Here is a 22,267-nt window from a genome sequence, read left to right as displayed (position 1 = left end):
ATTCCCGCTTGTCCTTCAAAAATACGTGTACCACTACATCTACATAATCCAGCAGTACCCACTCTTTGTTGGTACGGCCTTCGGTCTGCCAGGCATTCTGGCGGGTAGCTTTGTAGATTTCTTCTTCGATAGAGGTTGCAATGGCGTCCAGCTGCGTATCAGAGGATGCGGACGCGATCACGAAGTAATCCGATACGGCATTTTTGAGTGACTTCAGGTTAAGAACGACAATATCGCTGGCTTTCTTTTCCTGCATGCCCTTCACAACAAGCTCTGCCAATATGTCTGAATTGGCCTCAGCCTTGGTATGTTTCATTTGTACTACTTAAATTTGATTTACAAAAGTACTAAATTCTGTTTAATGTATGGTGCCTAATACGCTGTTTATAGGCCAGCAGCTCTTTTTTCTGCCGGTTTGTGAGTCAACAAACTCAGAGGCTCATCAACTCCTGATCAAAAACAAGGCCACAGAAGGCAGTGTCGTGCTGACCGACGAGCAAACACAGGGCCGGGGGCAGCGGGGCAACTCCTGGGAAGCAGCACCGGGTAAAAATATTACGCTTTCTGTAATTCTGTCACCTGTATTTCTGGCTGTCAGGCACCAGTTCTACCTCAATATGGCTGTTTCGCTGGCTGTACTTGATCTGTTGCGTGAGCAGGGGCTGACGCAGGCGCAGGTAAAATGGCCAAACGATTTATACTTTGAGGATAAGAAACTTGGTGGAATACTGATCGAAAATACGGTTAACAGCTCGTCCATACAACACAGCATCGTCGGGATTGGTTTAAACATCAACCAAGTTCACTTCGGAATCAATACGGCAACTTCGCTGGCTGCTGTGCTTGGTACGCAAATGGACGTTAAAAGATTGGCTGCAAGGCTGCTGGAATTGCTGGAGAAACGCTACCTGGAGCTGCGGAGCGGTAAGCTGGACAAGTTGAAGTACGAGTACCTGCAAGCGCTGTACCGCTACCAGGAGGCGCACCCTTTTGTGGTGGCGGGAGAGCCGGTAACAGGATGTATAACAGGTGTGGATGAGGCTGGCAGGCTGGCAGTGGAAATAGACGGGGAACTGCGCTATTTCGCCTTTAAAGAAATTACGTATGTTATTTCCGGCTGAGCCTTGGGAACAAAGCTGCATGCTGAGGCACTGCCTGAACGGCTTTGAGCGGCATCTGAAGCGACACCTGCATGGTATTCGCTCCATAGCCGGAGTTTAAGGCAGGCGCCTGGATACGGTGATCTTCCAGAACGACAGCAAAGTCTGAGAGGAGTTGCCAGCTGTTTCCTTTCTGAACCAACAGGCCCTGGATTGTTCTTTTCTGGGATACGCCATGTATGGTGAGTGTGCCGGTGGCTGTTACTTTGGTCTGGTCGCCGTTCGGTGCCGGGCTTCTTTCTGTGATCACTCCTGAAAATGTGGCTTTCTGGTATTTGTGGCTTTGCATGTACTTGTCGTTGAAGCGCTCATGCATCAGGGAGTTCATAAACTGGAAGGACGTGATCGGGACATCAAACCTGAATTTTCCTGTTTCAAGGTTTATGGTGCCGTTGGCAGCTTCAGAAGTGCCCTTTATTAGGCTCAGCGGGGCCCCGGCCTCAAACACGATGGTGCCAATGCCTTTGTAAATACCAGACTGTGCCAAACTGCCGAAGCAGATGCAACAGCTGCTAATCAGGAGTAGGAGTAGCTTTTTCATACCTGCATCACCTTTCTTTTTGAGCCTTTCCCTATACCTTATTTAACTGTTTTGTCGCCAGTTTGTTGAGCCGGCAGGTTAAAAAAGGTAGGGTATTTTGAGGCAGTACCATAGTTTATCTATTTGCGGCTTTTTACCAAATATTTCTGTTCACAGGAAAATCAATCCGGGGAAGAGCTGTTTGTGTTGTAACGGTGCAAGGGGTGGCTAGTTGCACTTTTTGTATATAATGCAATTCAATTCTTTATTAAATTCAATAACCGGAAAAGGCTGCATTTTTGGGTTGAAAGTTTTTAATACAGCTTCAACAGGTTCTTCTCCACTTGTGAGGCAAGCCTATACCTACAGTGAGAAGGGTATGATTTTTCAGAGGTGAGGAAACCCGGGGCCGTCAGTTTCGTTTGACAGCTGTTGCAAAGTTTGTCCCGATCAGGAGACCGTCTTTCCCCTCCCGTAAACGAGCGAATGCCTGTCGCGTGTAAATGGATTACCTGCAGTTTGAGTTCCATCGGCCACAGGTATGGCAATACAGGCACAATAATTGAAGTAAACCGATGGTGATTCCGATGGCTCTGTGTGCCGGTTCAGGCATTCGGGATTGACCTGGCCATGGGATTTTATTTTAAAACAATGTTTTTTATTTAACTGGTTTTTGCTATATCTTTGACATCCTGTCAAATAATGGTTGAGAATTAAAAAATTGAGGCGATATATATGAGAACTTTTACCAAGCTGATTTTAATTGTTGTATTTGTTGCTTCTCATTTCGCAGGCTATGCTGTAAAGGCAGATGGCTGTGCGAAAGAAGCTGGCGTTGTGCCGGTGAGTGCCGGAGCGACGAGTGTGTGGAAAGTTGTGCCAGAAAAACGAGCCGAAGCCAAGGAGGAAACAACCAATACGCGTTCCAGAACGAAGTATTATAACGCTGCTGTCAGCAAAAGACTGCACATGACAGAGGTAGCGTATGCCAGTCAGGCAAAATATACGATCCATGCCTATCAGGCGGTCATGCCGTCGCTGGACAGCAAAAGCAATCCTTCCATCAACGCGTACCCGAACCCTTCACGTGGCATCACCCGCGTGTCCCTGTCGCAGATAGGTATGGCCGAGAGCTATAAGCTGAAGATATCGAACACAATTGGCAAAGTGATGGAAACACATGAGCTGCCGGTGGCCGTATCATCTGATTTTATACTGGACATGAGAGGATATCCGGCAGGCGTTTACTTCTACAGCCTGTTAGTCAACGACAAGACCGTGGAAACGAAGCGCTTGATCCTGCAGAAATAAGCAGTCCAAAACTACGCTTAACTTAAAAAGCCGGCTATGCAGCCGGCTTTTTTTTTTGCCTGATGATTAAAAGTGCACATGCACCAAAGTTATTTAGTATTTTCGACGCTGAATATTTAAAAATGCTATGACGGATTATCGAAAGATAAACAACTTGGTGGGCTGGGTCGTGTTTCTGATCGCGACCACAGTGTATGTGCTGACGCTGGAGCCTACGGCCAGCTTCTGGGATGCAGGTGAATTTATAGCCTGCTCTTACAAACTACTGGTGCCGCACCCTCCGGGAGCTCCCTTCTACCTCTTGGTTGGCCGTGTTTTCTCCATGTTTGCCAGCGATCCTACGCAGGTGGCCTGGTGGGTGAACCTGCTGTCGGCCCTTTGTAGCTCCTTCACGGTACTGTTCCTGTTCTGGTCAATCACCATACTGGCCCGCAGGATTCTAGTGAAAGAAGGGGAAGTGCCGGCTACCGGCAGCCTGCTGTTGATCATGGGCGCGGGTGCCGTCGGTGCGCTGGCTTATACCTTTACGGATTCAGCCTGGTTTTCAGCCGTGGAAGCAGAGGTATACGCCATGTCTTCTTTCTTCACAGCCATCGTATTCTGGGCCATGTTGCGCTGGGAGTCAAAGGTTGGGGAGTCGCTTTCCGACAAATGGCTGATCCTGATCGCATACCTCATCGGCCTTTCGATCGGAGCCCACTTGCTGAACCTGGTGGCTATACCTGCCCTTGCGTTCATTTACTACTACCGCTTGTACAAACCCACGCTCAAAGGAGGTGTCATCGCCTTTCTGATCAGTGCCGTGATCGTGATGGCCATACTCTGGGGCGTTATACCTGGCTTGCCAAGCCTGGCAGGCAACGTGGAAGTATTCTTTGTGAACTCACTTAGCCTGCCGTTCGGCTCGGGTATCATCTTTTTTGTGATTTTGCTGGTAGCGGCCATCGTGTATGGTATACGCTATTCGATCAAGCATCAGAACCGACTGCTCAACACGGCTTTACTGTGCTTCATCTTTATCCTGATCGGCTATTCTTCCTACATGATCATCCCGATCCGGTCTTCTTATAACCCGACCATTGACGAGAACGCCCCGGATGACATCCTGAGCTTTGTGTCTTACCTGAAGCGCGAGCAGTACGGAGACCGTCCTTTGCTGTATGGCCCGCAGTACAATGCGCAGCCGGTTGGCCAGGAAGAAGGCGCCGCCCGCTATGTGAAAGGAAAAGACAAATATGTGGCGACAACCCGCAAGGTGGAGCCGATTTACGATAGCAAAGACAAAACCCTGCTGCCGCGTATCTACAGTGACCAGCCGCAGCACCTGCAGGAGTATAAGAAGTGGGTTGACCTAAAGGAAGGGCAGGCCCCGACCTTCGGGCAGAACCTGAGCTTCCTGCTACGCTACCAGTTGGGCCACATGTACTGGCGTTATTTCCTGTGGAACTTCGCAGGTCGCGAGAGCGATGTGCAGCAGGCAGGCGTGCTGTGGTTCGGCAAACCGACCGATGGTGTGCCGGACAGGGTAGCCAACAGCATGGCACGCAATTGCTTTTACCTGCTGCCGCTGCTGATCGGTGTCCTCGGCCTGATCTACCAGGTGCGCAAGAACGAGCGCGATGCATTCATTGTCGGCCTGCTGTTCTTCTTTACAGGTATAGCCATTGCCCTATACCTGAACCAACCTCCGATTGAACCACGCGAACGGGACTATACCTTTGCCGGCTCCTTCTATGCCTTCTCCATCTGGATCGGTCTGGGTGTGCTGGGTTTGGCCGAACTGATCAACAAAGGATTGCGCAATACCAAAACCAGTGCGGCCATAGCTTCTGTGGTCTGTCTGGCCGTGCCGGGTATACTGGCCGCGGAAGGATGGAACGATCACGACCGCTCCGACCGCTACCATTCCGTAGACTCTGCCAAAAACCTGCTGGATTCTGTTGCGCCAAATGGCATTTTGTTCACCAACGGGGACAACGATACTTTCCCGCTCTGGTATGCGCAGGAAGTCGAAGGCTACCGCACCGATGTACGCGTAGCCGTTCTCAGCTACCTGAACACCGACTGGTATATCGACCAGATGAAACGCCAGGCCTATAAGTCAGATCCATGGCCACTGTCACTGGAGAAAGAGAACTACATACAGGGTACCAACGACTACCTGCCTTATGTGGAACGGCCACAGGTGGCAGCAGGTATAGACCTGAAGCAGTTTATAAGCCTGGTTAAGCAGAACCACCCGGCGCTGCAGGTGCAGTATGGCAGCGGCGATGCGTTGATGAGCTTCCCTACCAAGAATTTTTTCCTCAATGTGGACAAAGGCAAGGTGCAGCAGGCCGGCTTTGTAGCGCCTGATTTCCAGAACCAGGTGACAGACCGGATGCAGTGGACCATCAACAAGTCTTTGCTGGAAAAGAAACACCTGATCATTCTGGACCTGCTGGCCACCAACGAGTGGAGCCGTCCGGTATATTTCTCTACCACAGTGAACAGCGCCGACTTCATGGGCTTGTCCGAATACTTCCAACTGGAAGGGCTGGCTTACAGAGTCGTGCCGGTTAAAGTTGCCAGCGAAGAGTCGCCGGGCTTCCTCAACAAGGATGTGATGTATGAGAACATGATGAAGAAGTTCAGCTTCCGCAATTTCGACGACCCGAGCATCTTCTATGACGACAACTACTATCGCTTTGCTGCAAATGCCCGCGATAAGTTTGGCAAGCTGGCTGCCGCCTACCTGGAGAGTGGTGACAATGCAAAGGCAAAAGAAATTGTAGACCATTGCTTCGAGCAATTGCCTCCGGCCACGGTTCCTTACGACTACTATACGCCACAGTTTATCTCCATCATGGCGGACCTGGGGGATGAGAAACGGGCCAAAGACCTGTTGGAGGCAATGGCCAAGACCTCCCAGCAATCACTCGATTACTATATGGAAAAAGGCGCCCTGTTTGATATGGAGATACAAACTAACCTATTCATGATGCAGCAACTGATCACCGAAGCACAGGAAATAGGGGAAGATAACCGGGCCATGGAACTGCAGCAGGTGTTTATGCAATATCTGCAACGCATGCGCCGTTAAACAAAATAGAGAGTTAAACAGTACAAAAGCCGGACTACCCATCGTTGTCCGGCTTTTGCTTTTTTGGGGTGCTTGCATTACTTTCAGGTAGATGAAACAGCTATATCTTTTGTCCTGCTTATGCATGCTGCTGATGCTTGCAGCTTGCGGTTCATCCGGCCCCTCCTATACGGGCATGGTACGGGAACTTATGCCTGTCCGACAGGAACAACCGGAGGTCGTTATGCACCATGCCTACTACGCTTCTTCCGATAGCCTGCATCTTTTCCTGCGCTTCGAAGACTTGAGGCAGCTCCTGGACCTGCACCAGGGAGCCAGCCGGATCGACTACATCATCCGGTCGGGAGCCACCGAGCGGGACATGCTGTTGCTGCGCGACACGGTGCAGATAGCGGCTGCGCACAAAGTACTGGCTGACGGTAGCCTGGAAGTCCCCGTTACTATTCCGAATCAGTATGTGGCTGCGGGCAATGTGATCCAGGTGCGGCTTTGGCTGAAGTTATCCGGGCAGGAGCGGCTGGGTACATCGCATAAGCTATCGCTGAGCCCCGACATGCTCCGGAAAGATTACCTGCTGGTGCGGGCAGATACGGGAATACCAATTTTCCGGGACTTTGCCACGACTGCCGATCGGCTTGTGTTGCGACGCGATACGACAGGGCAGCCCTTGGCGCTGAATTTGCTGGAAACCTCGTTTCAACCTGCGCTGCCGCCTATGTCGACCCGCCCGGAGCCGATGGTGGATGTGGGCAAGGTGATCGACACCCTCCGCATCAGCAGCGGCGACACGATACAACTGACAAAAGAAGGGCTATACCTGCTGGGCAGGGCCGGCTCGGCTGTTCAGAGCGGGCTGCTCGTGCAGGGCGGTTCTTTCCCGCTGGTAACGCGGGTACAGGATATGATCACTCCCCTGATCTATCTGACGACTTCCTCCGAACGTGAAGCGCTCTACAATGCCAAAGACCAGAAAGCTGCTGTCGATAGCTTCTGGCTGAAAGTTGCTAAAGACAAAAGCCTGGCCCGCGAACTGATCCGAACATACTATACCCGGGTAGAGGCAGCCAATAAACTTTATACTTCCTACAAGCCCGGCTGGGCCACGGACAGGGGGATGATCTACATCATCTACGGGAAGCCCAGCAATGTGAGCGTGATCGGCAATGCCGAGACCTGGATATACCGGGAGACGGAGGCTTCTCCTTATGTGAAGTTCGTTTTTAACAAAAAAGAGAATACCTTTACCGAAAACCACTACGAGCTGATACGGAACCGCGAATACGAGGAGAACTGGTACAGCACAGTTGCAAAATGGAGAGCAGGAATAACAAATTTGTAGGCAACCGCTATAGCGGACCTCGAACTCCCAAGGAGGATAAAATGGAAATGATTTTCGGCTTGCGCCCTATTATAGAGGCCATGCTTGCCGGAAAAGTGCTGGAGAAGATTTTCGTACAAAAAGGCGCCCGGAACCCCACTGTGGATGAGCTGCTGGAATTGGCTAAAAAAGCAGATGTTCCCGTAGTAACCGTGCCGATCGAGAAACTCAACAACCTGACGCGAAAAAACCACCAGGGAGCCGTAGCCTTCCTCTCGGCCATCACGTATTCGCCGCTGCATGAGATCGTGACGGCCCTGTTTGAGAAAGGCAAGAGCCCGCTGCTGCTGATCCTCGATCGCATAACCGATGTGCGTAACTTTGGCTCTATTGCCCGCAACGCTGAGTGTATGGGCGTGGATGCGATTGTGATCCCGAGCAAGGGCGGTGCCCAGATCAACGCGGACGCCATCAAAACTTCAGCCGGAGCATTGCACCTGGTGCCGGTATGCCGCGAACCCAACCTGAAAGATACGATCAACTACCTGCAAGACTACGGCGTGCAGATTGTGGCCTGTACCGAAAAGACGGAGCACAACCTGACCGACAATGCAGTTGACTTCGTAGGGCCGACAGCGATCATCATGGGCAGCGAGGAAGACGGCATTTCGCCGGAGTACCTGAAGCGGGCAGACGCTAAACTGAGAATTCCGCTGCTGGGCCAGATCGGGTCCCTGAACGTGTCGGTAGCGACGGGCATCGTGCTGTATGAAGCCATGAGCCAGCGCCTGAAGGAGGGCGGTCACACCAGCCTGAGCACCTCTGAGCCCCGGTAAGGGATTAAGACAAGAACAAAGGCACAGGAGCCGTTCTCATATAGTCTCCTGCCAGGTATAGCCACATCAGGTGTATCTAGTTTTCTATCAGATATAACAGGTATAGTCATACCAGGTATAGCCCAACTAAAAAGGGAGCCCAACTAAAAAGGGAGCCTTCAACTTGTGAAGGCTCCCTTTTTAGTTGGGCTATACCTGGAGCAGGAGAGAGTATCTTCCGGCTGCCCGGTTTTTGGATCTAAATATAGTCAGCGCCTTTTTTAGATTTGGCATCCGACATGAACTCCTTTACCTTCTGTTCTTCGTCCAGTTTGCAGATCATCAGCACATTGTCGTGCTCGGCAACGATGTAGCCTTCCAGGCCCTGCAGTACCACCAGGCGCTCTTTGGGTGTCTTCACGATACAGTTCTTCGTGTCGTAGAGCAGCACGTCACCACCTACCACATTGCCGTTCTCGTCTTTGTTGTTGATCGTGTAGAGCGAGTTCCAGGTGCCCAGGTCAGACCAGCCGATGTCGGCCAGTACCACATACACATTATCCACTTTCTCCATGATGCCATAGTCAATGGAAATGTTGCGGCACTGGGAGTAGGCTTTCACAATAAAATTCTTTTCCTGCGGCGTATAGAGCAAGGAGGCGCCTTCTTCGAAAATCTCGCTGATCTCCGGCAGGTAATTCCGAAATGCCCGCATGATGCTCTGCACATTCCAGATAAAAATACCGGAGTTCCAGACAAAGTCTCCGCTGTTGAGAAACATTTGGGCAAGCTCCAGGTTTGGCTTCTCGGTGAAGGTCTTTACTTTCTTGATGGTAGTGGCCTCGTCATCGATAAACTGGATGTAGCCATACCCTGTATCCGGCCGGCTGGGTGTAATGCCCAGCGTAATGAGCACATCGCTGTCAGAGGCTGCCTCTACGGCTTTTTTGATCACCTGTGTGAAGGCATCCTGCTTGAGCACCACGTGATCGGAGGGTGTCACTATCAGGTTGGCATTCGGGTTGATCTGGGCGATCTTGTAGGAGGCGTAGGCGATACAGGGTGCTGTGTTGCGGCCGACAGGCTCGAGCAGGATCTGGTCATCGCTCAGCTGCGGGAGCTGCTTTTTTACCAGGCCTTCGTAGTCTTTGTTCGTGACCACGTAGACATTTTCAGGCGGGCAGATGTCCTTGAAACGGTTCATGGTCATCTGGAGCATGCTTTCGCCTACTCCCAATACATCGTGGAACTGTTTCGGGAAATCAGTTCGGCTGAATGGCCAGAAGCGGCTTCCGATTCCGCCTGCCATTATGACCACATAAGTGTTTTCGTTCATTTCTATACGAGTCCTTCTTTCAATAAATCGTGGAGGTGCACAAAGCCCTCAAATCTACCTGATTTTGTAACAATTAGCTGGGTAATATTTTTATCCTGCATAATGGCAAGCGCCTCAGCCGCATAGGTGTCCGGCTCAATGGAAAGTGGAGAGATTGTCATGATATCCGAAGCGCGTATGCCATCAATCGATTCATATTTGTTGAGCATACGTCGCAAATCGCCATCAGTTATAATTCCGATCAACTCCAGGCTGTCTTGTTTGACTACAGCAGTAGCTCCCAGTCGTTTAGAAGAGATCTCTATAATAATTTCTTTCAGGGTGGCGTTCTCAGTCACACTCGGCGCCAGGTTCTGGCCATAGATATCCTCTACTTTGAGGTAGAGGCGTTTGCCGAGCGAGCCTCCGGGATGAAGGGTGGCAAAGTCGGCGCTGCTGAAGCCGCGTGCCTCCAGCAGGCTCACCGCCAGGGCATCTCCTAGCGCCAGCGCTGCGGTGGTGCTGGTGGTAGGCGCCAGGTTGTGCGGGCAGGCTTCCCGTTCCACCGATGCATTCAGAATAAAATCAGCGCTCTGGGCCAGGTAAGAATCAATGTTGGACACCAGGGCGGCCAGTTGGGACCCTTTGCGCTTGAGCAGGGGCACGAGCACTTTTACCTCCGGCGTATTGCCGCTTTTGGAAATGCAAATGACGAAGTCTTCCGGCTGGATCATGCCCAGGTCGCCGTGTATGGCGTCGGCGGCGTGCATAAACAAGGCAGGCGTACCGGTCGAATTAAGGGTGGCGACTATCTTGGTAGCGATGTTGGCGCTCTTGCCGATTCCGGTCACCACCACGCGCCCTTTGATCTGCAATATGGCTTTGACGCAATTTTCAAAGTCTTCGTCGATAAAATCAGCTAATCTGGCGATTGCATTGGCTTCATCTAATAATACTTTTTTTGCTGTAAGGGCTATCTTATTAAGAAGATTCAATTTAAATTTGTGTTAAATGTACCCTTCGCGGATACGTTGCTGTAAGAATAATTTTTCTGATACATTACATGTCTATTAAACAAGAGATCAATCTCAAGAACAAATTAAAGGAAGTTTTTGGGTATAGTCAATTTAGAGGTAATCAGGAGTTGATAATAAATAACATTATCAACGGGAAGAATACCTTCGTGATTATGCCGACAGGAGCTGGCAAGTCGTTGTGTTACCAACTTCCTGCCTTGTCGCTGCCTGGAACGGCTATCGTTATCTCGCCGCTCATCGCTCTGATGAAAAACCAGGTGGATCAGTTAAATGCTTTCGGCGTAAATGCACAATTCCTGAATTCAACACTTTCCAAGTCTGAAATAAACAAAGTAAAGCGCGAAACACTGGCCGGTGAAGTGAAGCTGTTGTATGTAGCGCCTGAATCGCTTACCAAGGAAGATACGATCGAGTTCCTCCGAAACTCCAATATAACGTTTGTCGCCATTGATGAGGCGCACTGTATTTCGGAGTGGGGACATGACTTCCGCCCGGAGTACCGCCGCATACGGGGCATTATCGACCAGATCGGTAACCTGCCCGTTATTGCTCTTACAGCCACAGCTACCCCCAAGGTACAGCTCGATATTCAGCGCAACCTGCAGATGGACGAAGCCTCTGTTTTCAAGTCTTCGTTTAACCGCACCAACCTCTACTATGAGGTGCGCCCCAAGCACAACACCAAGAAGCAGGTTATCCAGTACGTAAAAAAGCACAAAGGCAAAAGTGGGGTCATTTACTGCCTGAGCCGCAAAAAAGTGGAAGAGATCGCAGAGTTGCTGCGCGTGAATGATATCAAGGCGCTCCCGTACCACGCCGGCCTGGACTCGAGCGTGCGTATGGCCAACCAGGATGCTTTCCTGAACGAAGATGCCGACGTGATTGTGGCCACCATTGCGTTTGGTATGGGCATCGACAAGCCCGATGTGCGGTTTGTGATCCACTACGATACCCCGAAGTCCATAGAAGGCTACTACCAGGAAACCGGCCGCGCGGGTCGCGACGGGCTGGAAGGCAACTGCATCATGTTCTACAGCTACGACGACATTGTCAAGCTCGAAAAATTCAATAAAGACAAGCCGGTAACCGAGCGCGACAACTCCAAACTGTTGCTGCAGGAGATGGCCGCTTATGCCGACTCGGCTGTGTGCCGCCGCAAGCAGCTGCTGCATTACTTTGGGGAAGCGTATGAGAAAGACTGCGGCTTCTGCGATAACTGCCTGCACCCGAAAGAACGCTTTGAGGCGCAGAATGAAGCCCTGCTGGCCCTTAAGACGGTACAGCAGACAGGCGAGCGCTTCAGCATTGAGCACAACACAGCGGTGCTGACCGGCCTGCGTAACCAGTACGTTACCAGCTACGACCACGACCAGCTGGAAGTATTCGGGGCCGGCAAAGACCACGATGCACAATTCTGGAGCTCGGTGCTGCGCCAGGTGCTGCTCTCAGAGTACCTCGAGAAAGACATTGAGAATTTTGGTATCGTAAAGCTGACGCAGAAAGGCCTGGATTTTATACAGAACCCGCATTCGATCCAGCTTTCCAAAGACCATGACTATGAGCTGGAAGTAAAGCAGGATGAGGAGAAAGAGGAAACGCAGGCTGCTGCCGGACACGATGAGGTGCTCTTTGACCTGCTCAAAAACATGCGCAAGAAAATGGCGAAGGAAAAGGGCCTACCGCCATACGTGCTGTTCCAGGATCCGTCGCTGAAGGAAATGGCCACCGTATACCCGACCACCCGCGAAGACCTGGCGCACATCGCCGGTGTAGGTATGGGCAAGGTGCAGAAGTTTGGCAAGCCATTCCTGGACCTGATCACCAAGTATGTGGAGGAAAACGATATCGTGACGGCTGCCGATGTGGTGGTGAAGACGACCGTGAACAAGTCCAAGATCAAGATCTACATCATCCAGCAGATTGATAAGAAGGTGGACCTGGAGGAGATTGCCGCTTCCAAAGACCTGACCATGCAGGAGCTTATCGAGGAGATTGAGCACATCTGCTACTCGGGCACCAAACTGAACCTCAACTATTACATCAACAATGTGTTGGATGACGAGCGCCAGGACGAAATTTTTGATTACTTCATGAGTTCCAGCACCGATAACATCGGCGTTGCGCTCAAAGAACTGGGTACAGACGACTATACCGAAGAGGACCTGCGCCTGATGCGCATCAAGTTCCTCTCAGAGTATGCCAACTAAGTTCCTGCTTTTCAGCAGGCTATAGAGAATGACAAGAGGCCGGTACTATGACCGGCCTCTTGTCGTTTATAAACTGCAGTTTAAAGTGTATCCGGAAGTATAAATTTTTAACTTCGCAGTATCATGTTATGCCCTACAGAAAGGGGCTGACAAACAACAACCAGCAAAATCAGAATTTAAAATTATGAATGTACTTATTATAGGATCTGGTGCAAGAGAACATGCCCTCGCCTGGAAGCTAAGCCAGAGCCAGTATGCTGAAAAAATATTTGTTGCTCCCGGTAACGCCGGTACGTCCGAGTTTCATACCAATGCAAGTATAGACATTCACAATTTTGAAGAACTGGCCAAGTTTGCGACCGATTTCAACATCATGATGGTGGTTGTAGGGCAGGAAAACGCACTGGTAGAAGGCATTCATGATTATTTTCAGGAGAAAGAATACCTCAAGCACATCCTAGTGGTCGGTCCGAAGAAACAGGGCGCGATGCTGGAAGGAAGCAAGGACTTTTGCAAAGCTTTCCTTCAGAAATATAACATCCCGACAGCCCGCTACCAGACCTTCACCGAAGCCAATTACCGCGATGCCGTAGAGTACCTGCGCACGCACGACTACCCGGTCGTATTGAAGGCAGATGGACTGGCAGCAGGCAAAGGCGTGATCATCGCCCAGACGTTTGAAGAAGCCCTCGATACGCTGGAGGCGATGCTGCGCAACCACAAATTTGGTATGGCGGGGAGCAAAGTGGTCATTGAAGAGTTTCTGGAAGGTATAGAAGTCTCTGTGTTCATCCTCACCGATGGCAAAGAGTATGTGCTGCTGCCGGAGGCGAAAGACTACAAGCGTATAGGCGAAGGTGACGCCGGGCTTAACACAGGAGGTATGGGGGCTATTTCGCCGGTGCCTTTTGTGGACGATGTCTTCATGCAGAAGGTAAAGGAGCGTGTTATAGAACCTACGATACAGGGCCTGCAGGCAGAGAACTTAGAGTATACCGGTTTCCTCTTTATCGGCCTGATCAAAGTGAACGGAGAACCCTACGTGATCGAATACAACGTGCGCCTGGGAGATCCGGAGACCGAAGCGATCCTGCCAAGGATCAAGTCGGACCTGTTTGAGCTGTTCCTGGCGCTGCACGATCATAAGCTGGGTAGCTTCCAGCTGGAAGTCGATCCGCGTACGGCAGCTACCGTGTTCCTGGTTTCAGGAGGGTATCCGGAGGGCTTTGATAAAGGCAAGGAGATCCGCGGCCTGGGGCAGGTAGCTCTGGACACGCTCGTGTTCCATGCGGGCACCAAGCAGGTTGATGACAAAATACTGAGCAATGGCGGCCGCGTGATTGCGGTTACCGGACTGGGCGATAGCATACAGAGTGCGTTGGCAAAGGCAAATGCCGCTGCAGAAACCATCGACTGGACCGACCGCTACTACCGCCGTGACATAGGCTTCGATCTGCAGGAGCTGCCGACCGCCTAGTATTCTATACCTACACAAAAAGCGAAGGCCGTTGTCACATGACAACGGCCTTCGCTTTTTTAAGGACTTTGTAAAACTAGCAGTACGCCTCAAACGCGCCTTGCAGATTATCTACAATGCGGTTCAGCTCGTTGCCCTCGATGTGGTAGCGCTCGATCATGTGCACCAGCTCGCCATCTTTGAAAAGCGCGATAGAAGGAGATGACGGAGGATAAGGCAGCATGAATTCTCTGGCCTTGGCTACCGCGTCCTGCTCCATACCTGCAAAAACAGTGATCATTTTGTCAGGGCGTTTTTCGGAGGAAGCGACTGCCATTTTAAGCGCCGGGCGCGCCTTGGAGGCAGCACAACCGCATACAGAGTTAACGGCCACCAGCACAGTGCCTTCTTTGGAAGACAAAGCCTGCTCTACCTCTTCAGAAGTCATTAATTGTTCGAAACCGGCTGAGGTTAAGTCCTCACGGATCGGGGCAACCATATATTCAGGATACATTCCCATGATTATCAGCTTTTAAATGAAAAATATGTACGTCTGCAAAATTAGTAATTTATCTCTACAAAGGCTATACGCCGGAGCGAACTGATGCTATATCCGCCTGAAATAAACTTAAGAAATAACTTTTAGGAATGTTTTAGGAACTTGTAAATCTGTAAAACCGGATGTAACCAGATAAAGTATACGGCAATACTAACCTGTCGTTTTTTGATTTTGATCTGAGTTGCAACCTAAAAAACAGAGGTTGTTTGCACGTAGCACATGGTAAACCAATGCGTTTGCTACCGGAGTTGTGCAGGCATTGCTTTACAAAAAGCTGCTCAGGCAGGAGCCAGGTACACATCCGGGAGGTGTTGGGAGGAAGGTGGGAAAAATATAATTAATTATATACCGTGTAACCTTTTGCATGTTGCTTCATTCTGACCGGTTTCTTTTAAAATTTACTACAAAATACATGTACCCATCCCTTCCAGCGAATCGTTTTGGCATGAGGAATCAACATCAGGCGGCTTATTTTTATCTCCCTGCCAGTGAAGGAAGATCCGCAGAGATCATCCTCATTGTCAACAGTGACAGGCGGTTTGTACAGGTGCCGATGCGGGAAGAAGATGTGGTACTGGAAGCTTTCTTTCAGCGCGATATGACCGAGATGGAAATCAATAGCTTCGGCACCAACCAGGTATGGCAGATTTTTGGAACCTGGAACGACCTGGCTGACGACCACATCCGGTATAGGGTAAGCGACTACGTGCTGTCCGAGCTGTATTACTTCAAAGATCTTTTCCCGCTTTCAGAAGGTATGGCAGCGTAGGCGCCTTCCTTCCGGCCTACACTATTGTCCTGTTGTCGTGCAGCCATTCTTCCTGCGGAACAAGCCGTGAAAGTACTACCCCTTACTGCACCTCGATCTCATCCACAAACAGCCAGGTTTTTTCACCCACACCCGGTCTGCCTTCAGGTACAGCCTTCAGATTTTCTACCACGACTTTTACATAGCGGGCGTTAGCCGGTTTAAAGTCGACGCGCAGGATGGCTTTCTCGCCGGACTCCGTAAAGGTATTGGTTGCTGCCAGTTTCTGAAACGTGCTGCCATCCGCAGAGCCGTATACCTGCAGGGCTTGCGGCGGGTACACATACGTGCCGCCCATCCGCAGGGCATGTACCTGCACGGACGAGATCGGCTGGGCAGACCCAAGATCAATGGTGGCTTCTACGTTGGTCTGAAAACCCAGTGACTGGTACGTACGGCCGCCTTTTTCATTGATGATGCCATCGACCAGGGTAAAGGCACCGTTGCCCGGAAAATAGGTAGAGGGCGCTTCCGCCAGCGTGATGTCCTTGCCGGTAGCCTTGTTCACATTGATGTTCAGCATGAGCGAGTCCAGGAGCTTTCCGTCCTGGTAGTACATGCCGGCAACGTCGGCGTTTTGGCTCACAACAAGGGGAGACGTGTAGGCTGTGGGCTGTTGCCTGTTCAGGCTATACAGCAGCTTCCCGTCTTTTGACCTTCCTGCCATTTCGATAACAAGGCCTTTGTGATCGGGTGCCGACGCTATGCTTACCTTTATGTCATAGAAGGCCTTGCTATACCTGGCGCCCCACAGGTCGTAGCGCCTGAACTGGGTAAGAAGCCTGTTTTCAAAGCTGCTCCAGTCCCGGGCATCTTTCGGGCTCCAGAGCACTTCGCTCAGGGCGCTCATCCTCGGGAAGATGTGGTATTCGACCTTGGCCGGGTAGCGTATGTACTCCGTCCAGACATTGGCCTGTGCGCCCAACACATACTGCGCCTGTTCGGCCGTCAGTTCTTTGGGTATAGGTTCGTAGCCGTATACCTTCTCAAGAGAGTTATAGCCGCCGATGGTAACCGAGTCTTCGTTGAGACTCTGGGAGTGGTCCAGGTACACATACGGGCCCGGCGTCATGATCACCTGATGCCCTTGGCTGGCTGCGTCGATGCCGCCTTCTTCTCCGCGCCAGCTCATCACGATGGCATTGGGTGCCAGGCCACCCTCCAGTATCTCGTCCCAGCCAATGATGGTGCGGCCTTTGCTGTTGATGTACTTCTCCATGCGCTGTATGAAATAGCTCTGCAGCTCATGCTCATCTTTCAGCCCTTCGTCCCGGATGCGTTTCTGGCAGAGTTGGCAATTTCGCCAGTTGGCCTTCGGGCTTTCGTCGCCTCCTACGTGGATGTAGTTGGAAGGAAAGATCTCCATCACTTCATCCAGCACGTTTTGCAGGAAAGTAAAGGTGGAGTCTTTGCCGGCGCAGTATATGTCATCAAAAATGCCCCAGGTTTGCTCTACCTGGTAGGGGCCGGTTCCCGGGCAACCCAGCTCCGGGTAGGCGGTTAAGGCGGCGGAGGAGTGGCCGGGCATTTCTATTTCAGGGATCACGGTGATGTGCCGGTCGGCAGCATACCTGACAATTTCTTTTGCCTCTTCCTGGGTATAGTAGCCGCCGTAACGGGTGTTGTCATTGCCGGTGCCCGGGTAACGGCCGATGATGGTCCCGTTCCGGTAGGCGCCTACTTCTGTGAGTTTCGGATACTTTTTGATCTCCAGGCGCCAGCCCTGGTCCTCGGTGAGGTGCCAGTGGAAGTAGTTCATCTTGTGCAGCGCAATGTAGTCGATGTACTTTTTGATGAAAGCCACCGGGAAGAAGTGGCGGCCAACGTCGAGGTGCATGCCGCGGTAAGCAAAGCGGGGTGCATCCTGAATGCTGACAAAAGGGACCTGCAGGCTGCTGCCCGATCGCTGGGCCGTATCCTGTGGCACAGGAAGCAACTGAATGAGCGACTGCATGCCGTAAAACGTGCCGGGGTGGCCGTCGCCTTCTATGCTTACGCCGTCGTTGTTCACCAGCAAGGTATAGGCACCCTGGTTTTCGACCTTTGCCTGGCGGGTGCTCAGGCGGATGTAGTTGCGGCTGGCCCTTTTCCGCACATCCAGCTTCAGGCCATAGTATTGCTGCAGGTAATCATTCAGGAAGTCTGCAGCTTTTCGGTCATTTTTATCCCGTACCACCAGCACCGTTTTCTCTCCCAGCGTGAAGGTACCTTGCTGTGCCTTCATGAATACAGGCTGAGGAATGATGGAAATGTTCTGAGCAAGCGAAGCTGTGGTAGCCAGTATAAGAACGAGTAAAGCGATTGCCTTCATTTCGAATGGGTTAAGGTGAGACTGTGATAAAAAAGCGCTTGAAACAGACGTTTGCCCGGTGTAATCGTAAATTATATGCTACTACGAAAAATTTGTATATTTAATACTATATTGTTTCACTGATTTTACTGAAAAAACTTATGAGACTATTGCTACTCTTACTACTGTTCTCGGGCTGTGCCATGGCGCAGAACATCCCTTCCCGCTGGGACGAGCTTATCGCCAGCGACTGGCCAAAGGCGATGGAGAAATCCTCCCGTACCTGTATTCTTCCCATTGGTATACTGGAGAAGCACGGCACGCATGCGCCTCTCGGCTCTGATCTGATCCATGTGCGGGAGTGGGCGGCGCGTGCTACCAGGAAAGAGTATGCCGTGGTGTTTCCGGACTACTTCTACGGACAGGTATACGAGGCCCAGCAGCAGCCCGGCACCTTTGCCCTGCCCAGCCGGGTGGTGTGGGACCTGCTGGAAGCAACCTGCGAGGAAATTGCCCGGAACGGCTTCGACAAGATCGTGATCGTGAACGGGCACGGCGGCAACCCGCAGCTGTTGCGCTACTTTGTGCAGTCGCAGCTGGAGAAGCGCCGGAATTATGCCGTGTACTTCTTTGAACCGGGAGAGGATCCGGCCTTCGCGGAAAAAATGAAGAAGCTGCGCAAAACCGATCCTGCCGGTGATATGCATGGCGGCGAAAACGAAACTTCCTCCCTGCTATACCTGCGCCCTGACCTGGTGAAGCAGGAGCGGGCTGTGCAGGAGTCTGGCGCAGACAAGAAGCGTATGGCCGACCTGCCGAACCTCTACACCGCCATCTGGTGGTATGCCAGCTTCCCCAACCACTATGCCGGCCAGGCGGAGAAGGCATCCAAAGAACTCGGCGAACTAATCACAGAGCATAAAATTGAGCAACTAGTGAGTGCGCTGAAAGCGGTGAAAGCAGACAAGAAGACGCTGGAGCTGCAGAAGGAATATTTTGATAACGTAGAGCGTGTGGGAGGGAAGAAGTAGGTATAGCTTTTCTGCGATTACCTTAAAATTTTATAATTCCGGATAAGCCTGCAGTATTTGATAGGTTGATCAGGCACCAGCGCATTACCATAATTTCAGAATCTGGTATGAAACATAAACTGCTCATCATTTTAGGGTTGTTCCTGATTTATCCGGCGCTCTCTCAGAAAAATGAGAGACTACTAATGCGGGTAGACAGCATTATCAATCCCCTCGTGGTTACCAACAACTATAGTGGAACGGTTCTGATTTCCAGAAACGGAGAAACGCTGCTGTCGAAAGCTTATGGGAAAATGAGCCGTGAATACGATCTGAATACTACCCCTGATACCCGGTTTATGGTTGCTTCTGTTTCGATGGTGTTTACTTCTGCCGCCATTCTGAAACTTAGTGAAACGGGGAAGCTTTTGTTAAGTGACCCTGTTTCAAAATTCATCCCCGATTACAAACACGGAAACAAGCTTACGATCCATGATTTGCTTGCGCAACGCTCCGGTATACCTGCCATCGGTACCGACGGGAGGGTGGATTATGACAGCATCACAAAGTTTGAACATACGCCTGAAAAACTTTATGCTTATTTCAAGGATGACGAGCTATTGTTTAAGCCAGGCGAAGAGTACAATCATGGGAGATCAGACTATATACTGCTCGCCTACATCATTGAGAAAGTGACCGGAAAAGCCTTCGGTCAGTATTTAAAAGAGGCGGTATTTGCGCCGCTTGGCATGCAGCATACCGGGCATTATGTCAGCGAAAAGGAAATCATTCAGAATCTGGCCAAAGGGTATGCTCCCAAAGGTTCCTATGACCTGGAATCCGCGTATCAGATTGACTGGTCCTCCAAAACCGGTCATGGCTCTATCTATTCAACCACGGCTGATTTACAGAAGTTTGCTCAGGCAGGTATAGACCATAAGCTTCTGACGAAAGCATCCTGGGACAAAATATTTACGGATTATGGGGACAATGTTGGGTATGGATGGTTTATTTCAAAACACCTGAACCGTGACAGGTACCAGATGAATGGGAGAGCCCCCGGCTTTTCATCTTATATGGGTATTTATCCGAAAGAGAAACTCGCTGTGATTGTTCTGTCCAATAATTACATTTCCCTGCCGGCTGATGTAGGAAAAACAATTGCAGCGCTGGCTTTAAACGAACCTTTCGAACGGTTGAACCTCACCAATAAAACAGTGCCTGCCAAAACCGCAAAGAAGCTGACAGGCACTTATAAATTTGATGAGAACTTCTACGTGCCCAATCATGAGCTGGTCATAAGCAATGAAAACGGCCATCTGGTTTCAGATTGGGGAGGCCTTATACCGATAGACAAGGGAGATAAAAATTTCAAGGAGTTTATTCTAAGAACTTACTGGTCATCCGTTCAGTTCGTGGAAGGTGCCAAAGGAGAAATTACACATATCATGTATGATGATCATAAAGGCGTAAAAATAAAATAGTCTTTCTGCTGACGGTATTTGCCACTCTAACGGCTGAAAAAAAAGTTCTTAGCAACTCTGCTTCTTATTGAGCTTTCGTTCTGAATTATACCGAACAATCAGGTATAGCAGAGCGGCGGCAAGCCGTCTAAGGTTGCCGGTCATTTACATAAATCAGAGTTATCCAGATACTAGAATGGGCAAAAACATCAGGGAAAAAATCCTTTCGGCCTACGAAGAAATGGCGGAAAGCTATAACAGGTTAATCGATCATAAGCCCCACAATGCTTATTATGACAGACCCAATACCTTGGGATTGATTCCGGAGGTGAAAGGTAAATTCGTTCTGGATGCCGCCTGCGGCCCTGGTAAATATGCGGAGATGCTTATTGCTCAAGGCGCTGAAGTGACCGGGTTTGATATCAGCCCCCGGATGGTAGATTTCGCTAGAGAAAGGAACAAGGATGCAGGCACCTTCTTTGTCTATGACCTGGCTGATCCGCTTGAGATGCTGGAGGATGCATCATTTGACATAGTTCTGTGTGCATTAGCCCTGCATTATGTACAAGACTGGACCTTGACGATCAAGGAATTTCGCAGGGTTTTGAAACCGGAAGGATACCTTGTGATTTCAATTGAACACCCGTTCTCTGAATTTAACTACTTCAAGTCAACCCGGTATTTTGATACTGAACCAGTGAAATGCACGTGGAAGGGCTTTGGGAAACCAATTGAGATGAATAGTTACAGGAGACCACTCGGTGCTTGTATTGCTCCCCTGACTGAGAATGGTTTCAACATTGATAAACTGATTGAGCCAAAGCCAGTGGAAGAATTCGAAAAGTTGGACCCAAAGCACTACAAAAAATTAAATGATTTCCCTGCTTTTATGTGCATAAGAGCTGTGCCTCGAAAATAATAATTCGGGGTGAGGAGTGACGAAGCGACAGCCATTCTAAAGGTTATCGGGCAAAGAATGGTAAGTTAGCTTATTACACAGATACTGTACGAACTACCGGATACAGTGGACGGGAACAAGCAATGGATAAGGCTAATAGACAGGATAGTCCAAGCAGGGTGATGGTGGTGGCCCTAGAGCTGAGCAATACAGCTGCTGTTTTCAGAAAGAAAAGAGCTTTGCGCATTCAGCTTGAGAATATTTGAGGATTGGTAAGTATAGAAGCTACAATATTGGAAGCTACATCTGAACCAAAACTTTTTAGCTTATCTATGATTCGAGATTTCTTTTCCTCAACGGGAGCTTCCAAATCTATTATCTCCTGCACTTCCTTCTGCTGCTTACCAGTCAATTCATCCTTTATAGCAGAGAGGATAATATCGATATTGATATTTGCTTCTTGGTGTTGATTTTGAGTAAGTGATATATGTATCCGTTCACTATCAGGCTTTTTGTTTTCTCTTTCCGGTAAACCAAATTCAATTAACTGATAGATAAAGCCTTCTATGATAATTTTCGCTTGATGCTTTCTTATCAATGCATTACTGCCTCCATTATAGCTTGGTCTAAACTCTAATTTTTTTATATGTTCTACTGAAGCTGAGTTATTGCCGTAAATCATGGCAACTATATTCTCTGCTGTACTTTTCCAGCCCTCTAGTGTTGATTGACCGCTTATCATGTCAGTCTCCGCCAGAAGTTTATTTAATGCTTTTAAATATTTCTCAGTCATGGCATGAAAGTTGGCTGAAATAATAGCCCTTGGTTAGCCTTTTAGAATCTTTTTTACCTTCTTCTTAATATCTGGCATCAACTTATAAATCTGGTCAGCAGAAAATCTGAGCTGCATATTATAAGGTGTCTTGATGCTTTCTTGGGCAAGAATCCATGTCCTATGGACTTCTCTTACAGATACAAGCTGAAAGATTTTGTTGTGTATCAGCTTAAGCTCCTCTTC

General features: G+C 50.0%; 19 protein-coding genes. 11 read left to right on the top strand and 8 right to left on the bottom strand.

What is annotated here, in order from left to right; translation table 11 throughout:
- Positions 1–316: ribosome silencing factor (gene rsfS / locus OB13_RS12760; protein ID WP_461490551.1), on the bottom strand; the 316-nt coding region annotated here is incomplete at its 3' end.
- Positions 317–365: 49 nt separating this feature from the next.
- On the opposite strand from rsfS, the gene OB13_RS12755 reads away from it, so the two are divergent.
- Entirely contained in the window at positions 366–1,121 is a 756-nt protein-coding gene (locus OB13_RS12755) for a biotin--[acetyl-CoA-carboxylase] ligase (protein WP_461490550.1), read from the top strand.
- Here the strand turns inward: OB13_RS12755 and OB13_RS12750 are convergent.
- Complete coding sequence (locus OB13_RS12750; RefSeq protein ID WP_461490549.1) at positions 1,108–1,701, bottom strand: YceI family protein; 594 nt, start codon at positions 1,699–1,701, stop codon at positions 1,108–1,110. The two genes, OB13_RS12755 and OB13_RS12750, sit on opposite strands and share 14 nt — an antisense overlap.
- A 714-nt stretch (positions 1,702–2,415) precedes the next feature.
- Here OB13_RS12750 and OB13_RS12745 point away from each other — a divergent pair.
- The 4 genes from OB13_RS12745 to rlmB all read left to right on the top strand — a co-directional run bounded on the left by OB13_RS12745 (position 2,416) and on the right by rlmB (position 8,227).
- Positions 2,416–2,991, top strand: coding sequence for a T9SS type A sorting domain-containing protein (locus OB13_RS12745; protein WP_461490548.1), 576 nt, complete (start codon positions 2,416–2,418; stop codon positions 2,989–2,991).
- Positions 2,992–3,118: 127 nt separating this feature from the next.
- Positions 3,119–6,073, top strand: coding sequence for a glycosyltransferase family 117 protein (locus OB13_RS12740; protein WP_461490547.1), 2,955 nt, complete (start codon positions 3,119–3,121; stop codon positions 6,071–6,073).
- A gap of 133 nt (positions 6,074–6,206) precedes the next feature.
- Positions 6,207–7,412 (top strand): GWxTD domain-containing protein, encoded by a 1,206-nt coding sequence (locus OB13_RS12735; protein ID WP_461490546.1) that lies wholly within the window; start codon positions 6,207–6,209, stop codon positions 7,410–7,412.
- Positions 7,385–8,227 (top strand): 23S rRNA (guanosine(2251)-2'-O)-methyltransferase RlmB, encoded by an 843-nt coding sequence (gene rlmB / locus OB13_RS12730; RefSeq protein ID WP_461490545.1) that lies wholly within the window; start codon positions 7,385–7,387, stop codon positions 8,225–8,227. Before OB13_RS12735 ends, rlmB begins: the two co-directional genes overlap by 28 nt.
- 238 nt (positions 8,228–8,465) lie before the next feature.
- Here the strand turns inward: rlmB and OB13_RS12725 are convergent, their stop codons facing one another.
- Together OB13_RS12725 and OB13_RS12720 are read right to left on the bottom strand one after the other, a co-directional pair.
- A complete protein-coding gene (locus OB13_RS12725; protein ID WP_461490544.1) occupies positions 8,466–9,542 on the bottom strand; it encodes a mannose-1-phosphate guanylyltransferase in 1,077 nt (358 codons plus the stop codon).
- 2 nt (positions 9,543–9,544) lie between these two features.
- Positions 9,545–10,516: a KpsF/GutQ family sugar-phosphate isomerase gene (locus tag OB13_RS12720; RefSeq protein ID WP_461490543.1), complete on the bottom strand. Its 972-nt coding sequence runs from the start codon at positions 10,514–10,516 to the stop codon at positions 9,545–9,547.
- Positions 10,517–10,584: 68 nt separating this feature from the next.
- Between OB13_RS12720 and recQ the strand changes: the two genes are divergently transcribed.
- A complete protein-coding gene (gene recQ, locus OB13_RS12715) occupies positions 10,585–12,765 on the top strand; it encodes a DNA helicase RecQ (RefSeq protein WP_461490542.1) in 2,181 nt (726 codons plus the stop codon).
- 184 nt (positions 12,766–12,949) lie between these two features.
- Positions 12,950–14,242, top strand: a complete 1,293-nt coding sequence (gene purD, locus OB13_RS12710; protein ID WP_461490541.1) for a phosphoribosylamine--glycine ligase — start codon at positions 12,950–12,952, stop codon at positions 14,240–14,242.
- Positions 14,243–14,318: 76 nt separating this feature from the next.
- On the opposite strand, the gene OB13_RS12705 is transcribed toward purD, so the two are convergent.
- Positions 14,319–14,735 (bottom strand): BrxA/BrxB family bacilliredoxin, encoded by a 417-nt coding sequence (locus tag OB13_RS12705; RefSeq protein WP_461490552.1) that lies wholly within the window; start codon positions 14,733–14,735, stop codon positions 14,319–14,321.
- Between the two features lie 490 nt (positions 14,736–15,225).
- Between OB13_RS12705 and OB13_RS12700 the strand changes: the two genes are divergently transcribed.
- Entirely contained in the window at positions 15,226–15,549 is a 324-nt protein-coding gene (locus OB13_RS12700) for a hypothetical protein (protein ID WP_461490540.1), read from the top strand.
- 82 nt (positions 15,550–15,631) lie between these two features.
- Here OB13_RS12700 and OB13_RS12695 read toward each other — a convergent pair whose 3' ends face one another.
- The gene (locus tag OB13_RS12695; protein ID WP_461490539.1) at positions 15,632–17,899 is read right to left on the bottom strand and encodes a glycoside hydrolase family 20 protein; all 2,268 of its coding nucleotides are present in this window, start codon (positions 17,897–17,899) and stop codon (positions 15,632–15,634) included.
- A 140-nt stretch (positions 17,900–18,039) separates the two neighbouring features.
- Here OB13_RS12695 and OB13_RS12690 point away from each other — a divergent pair, with 140 nt between their 5' ends.
- The 3 genes from OB13_RS12690 (at position 18,040) to OB13_RS12680 (ending at position 21,270) form a co-directional block, all read left to right on the top strand.
- Entirely contained in the window at positions 18,040–18,909 is an 870-nt protein-coding gene (locus OB13_RS12690) for a creatininase family protein (RefSeq protein WP_461490538.1), read from the top strand.
- A gap of 107 nt (positions 18,910–19,016) precedes the next feature.
- Positions 19,017–20,372: a serine hydrolase domain-containing protein gene (locus OB13_RS12685; protein WP_461490537.1), complete on the top strand. Its 1,356-nt coding sequence runs from the start codon at positions 19,017–19,019 to the stop codon at positions 20,370–20,372.
- Positions 20,373–20,547: 175 nt separating this feature from the next.
- Positions 20,548–21,270, top strand: coding sequence for a class I SAM-dependent methyltransferase (locus tag OB13_RS12680; RefSeq protein ID WP_461490536.1), 723 nt, complete (start codon positions 20,548–20,550; stop codon positions 21,268–21,270).
- Between the two features lie 226 nt (positions 21,271–21,496).
- Here the strand turns inward: OB13_RS12680 and OB13_RS12675 are convergent, their stop codons facing one another.
- Together OB13_RS12675 and OB13_RS12670 are read right to left on the bottom strand one after the other, a co-directional pair.
- Positions 21,497–22,042 carry a hypothetical protein gene (locus tag OB13_RS12675; protein ID WP_461490535.1) on the bottom strand — a complete coding sequence of 182 codons (546 nt, stop codon included), beginning with the start codon at positions 22,040–22,042 and terminating at the stop codon, positions 21,497–21,499.
- Positions 22,043–22,075: 33 nt separating this feature from the next.
- Positions 22,076–22,267, bottom strand: a 192-nt coding sequence (locus OB13_RS12670; RefSeq protein WP_461490534.1) for a hypothetical protein, incomplete at its 5' end; no start/stop codon positions are given.

The sequence above is a fragment of the Pontibacter sp. HJ8 genome (assembly GCF_054824225.1).
This window is presented reverse-complemented; position numbering and strand designations above follow the sequence as displayed.

Coding starts and splice junctions, on each gene's coding strand:
- OB13_RS12755 (WP_461490550.1), top strand. CDS start 366: ATGGTGCCTAATACGCTGTTTATAGGCCAGCAGCTCTTTTTTCTGCCG.
- OB13_RS12750 (WP_461490549.1), bottom strand. CDS start 1,701: ATGAAAAAGCTACTCCTACTCCTGATTAGCAGCTGTTGCATCTGCTTC.
- OB13_RS12745 (WP_461490548.1), top strand. CDS start 2,416: ATGAGAACTTTTACCAAGCTGATTTTAATTGTTGTATTTGTTGCTTCT.
- OB13_RS12740 (WP_461490547.1), top strand. CDS start 3,119: ATGACGGATTATCGAAAGATAAACAACTTGGTGGGCTGGGTCGTGTTT.
- OB13_RS12735 (WP_461490546.1), top strand. CDS start 6,207: ATGCTTGCAGCTTGCGGTTCATCCGGCCCCTCCTATACGGGCATGGTA.
- rlmB (WP_461490545.1), top strand. CDS start 7,385: ATGGAGAGCAGGAATAACAAATTTGTAGGCAACCGCTATAGCGGACCT.
- OB13_RS12725 (WP_461490544.1), bottom strand. CDS start 9,542: ATGAACGAAAACACTTATGTGGTCATAATGGCAGGCGGAATCGGAAGC.
- recQ (WP_461490542.1), top strand. CDS start 10,585: ATGTCTATTAAACAAGAGATCAATCTCAAGAACAAATTAAAGGAAGTT.
- purD (WP_461490541.1), top strand. CDS start 12,950: ATGAATGTACTTATTATAGGATCTGGTGCAAGAGAACATGCCCTCGCC.
- OB13_RS12705 (WP_461490552.1), bottom strand. CDS start 14,735: ATGTATCCTGAATATATGGTTGCCCCGATCCGTGAGGACTTAACCTCA.
- OB13_RS12700 (WP_461490540.1), top strand. CDS start 15,226: ATGAGGAATCAACATCAGGCGGCTTATTTTTATCTCCCTGCCAGTGAA.
- OB13_RS12695 (WP_461490539.1), bottom strand. CDS start 17,899: ATGAAGGCAATCGCTTTACTCGTTCTTATACTGGCTACCACAGCTTCG.
- OB13_RS12690 (WP_461490538.1), top strand. CDS start 18,040: ATGAGACTATTGCTACTCTTACTACTGTTCTCGGGCTGTGCCATGGCG.
- OB13_RS12685 (WP_461490537.1), top strand. CDS start 19,017: ATGAAACATAAACTGCTCATCATTTTAGGGTTGTTCCTGATTTATCCG.
- OB13_RS12680 (WP_461490536.1), top strand. CDS start 20,548: ATGGGCAAAAACATCAGGGAAAAAATCCTTTCGGCCTACGAAGAAATG.
- OB13_RS12675 (WP_461490535.1), bottom strand. CDS start 22,042: ATGACTGAGAAATATTTAAAAGCATTAAATAAACTTCTGGCGGAGACT.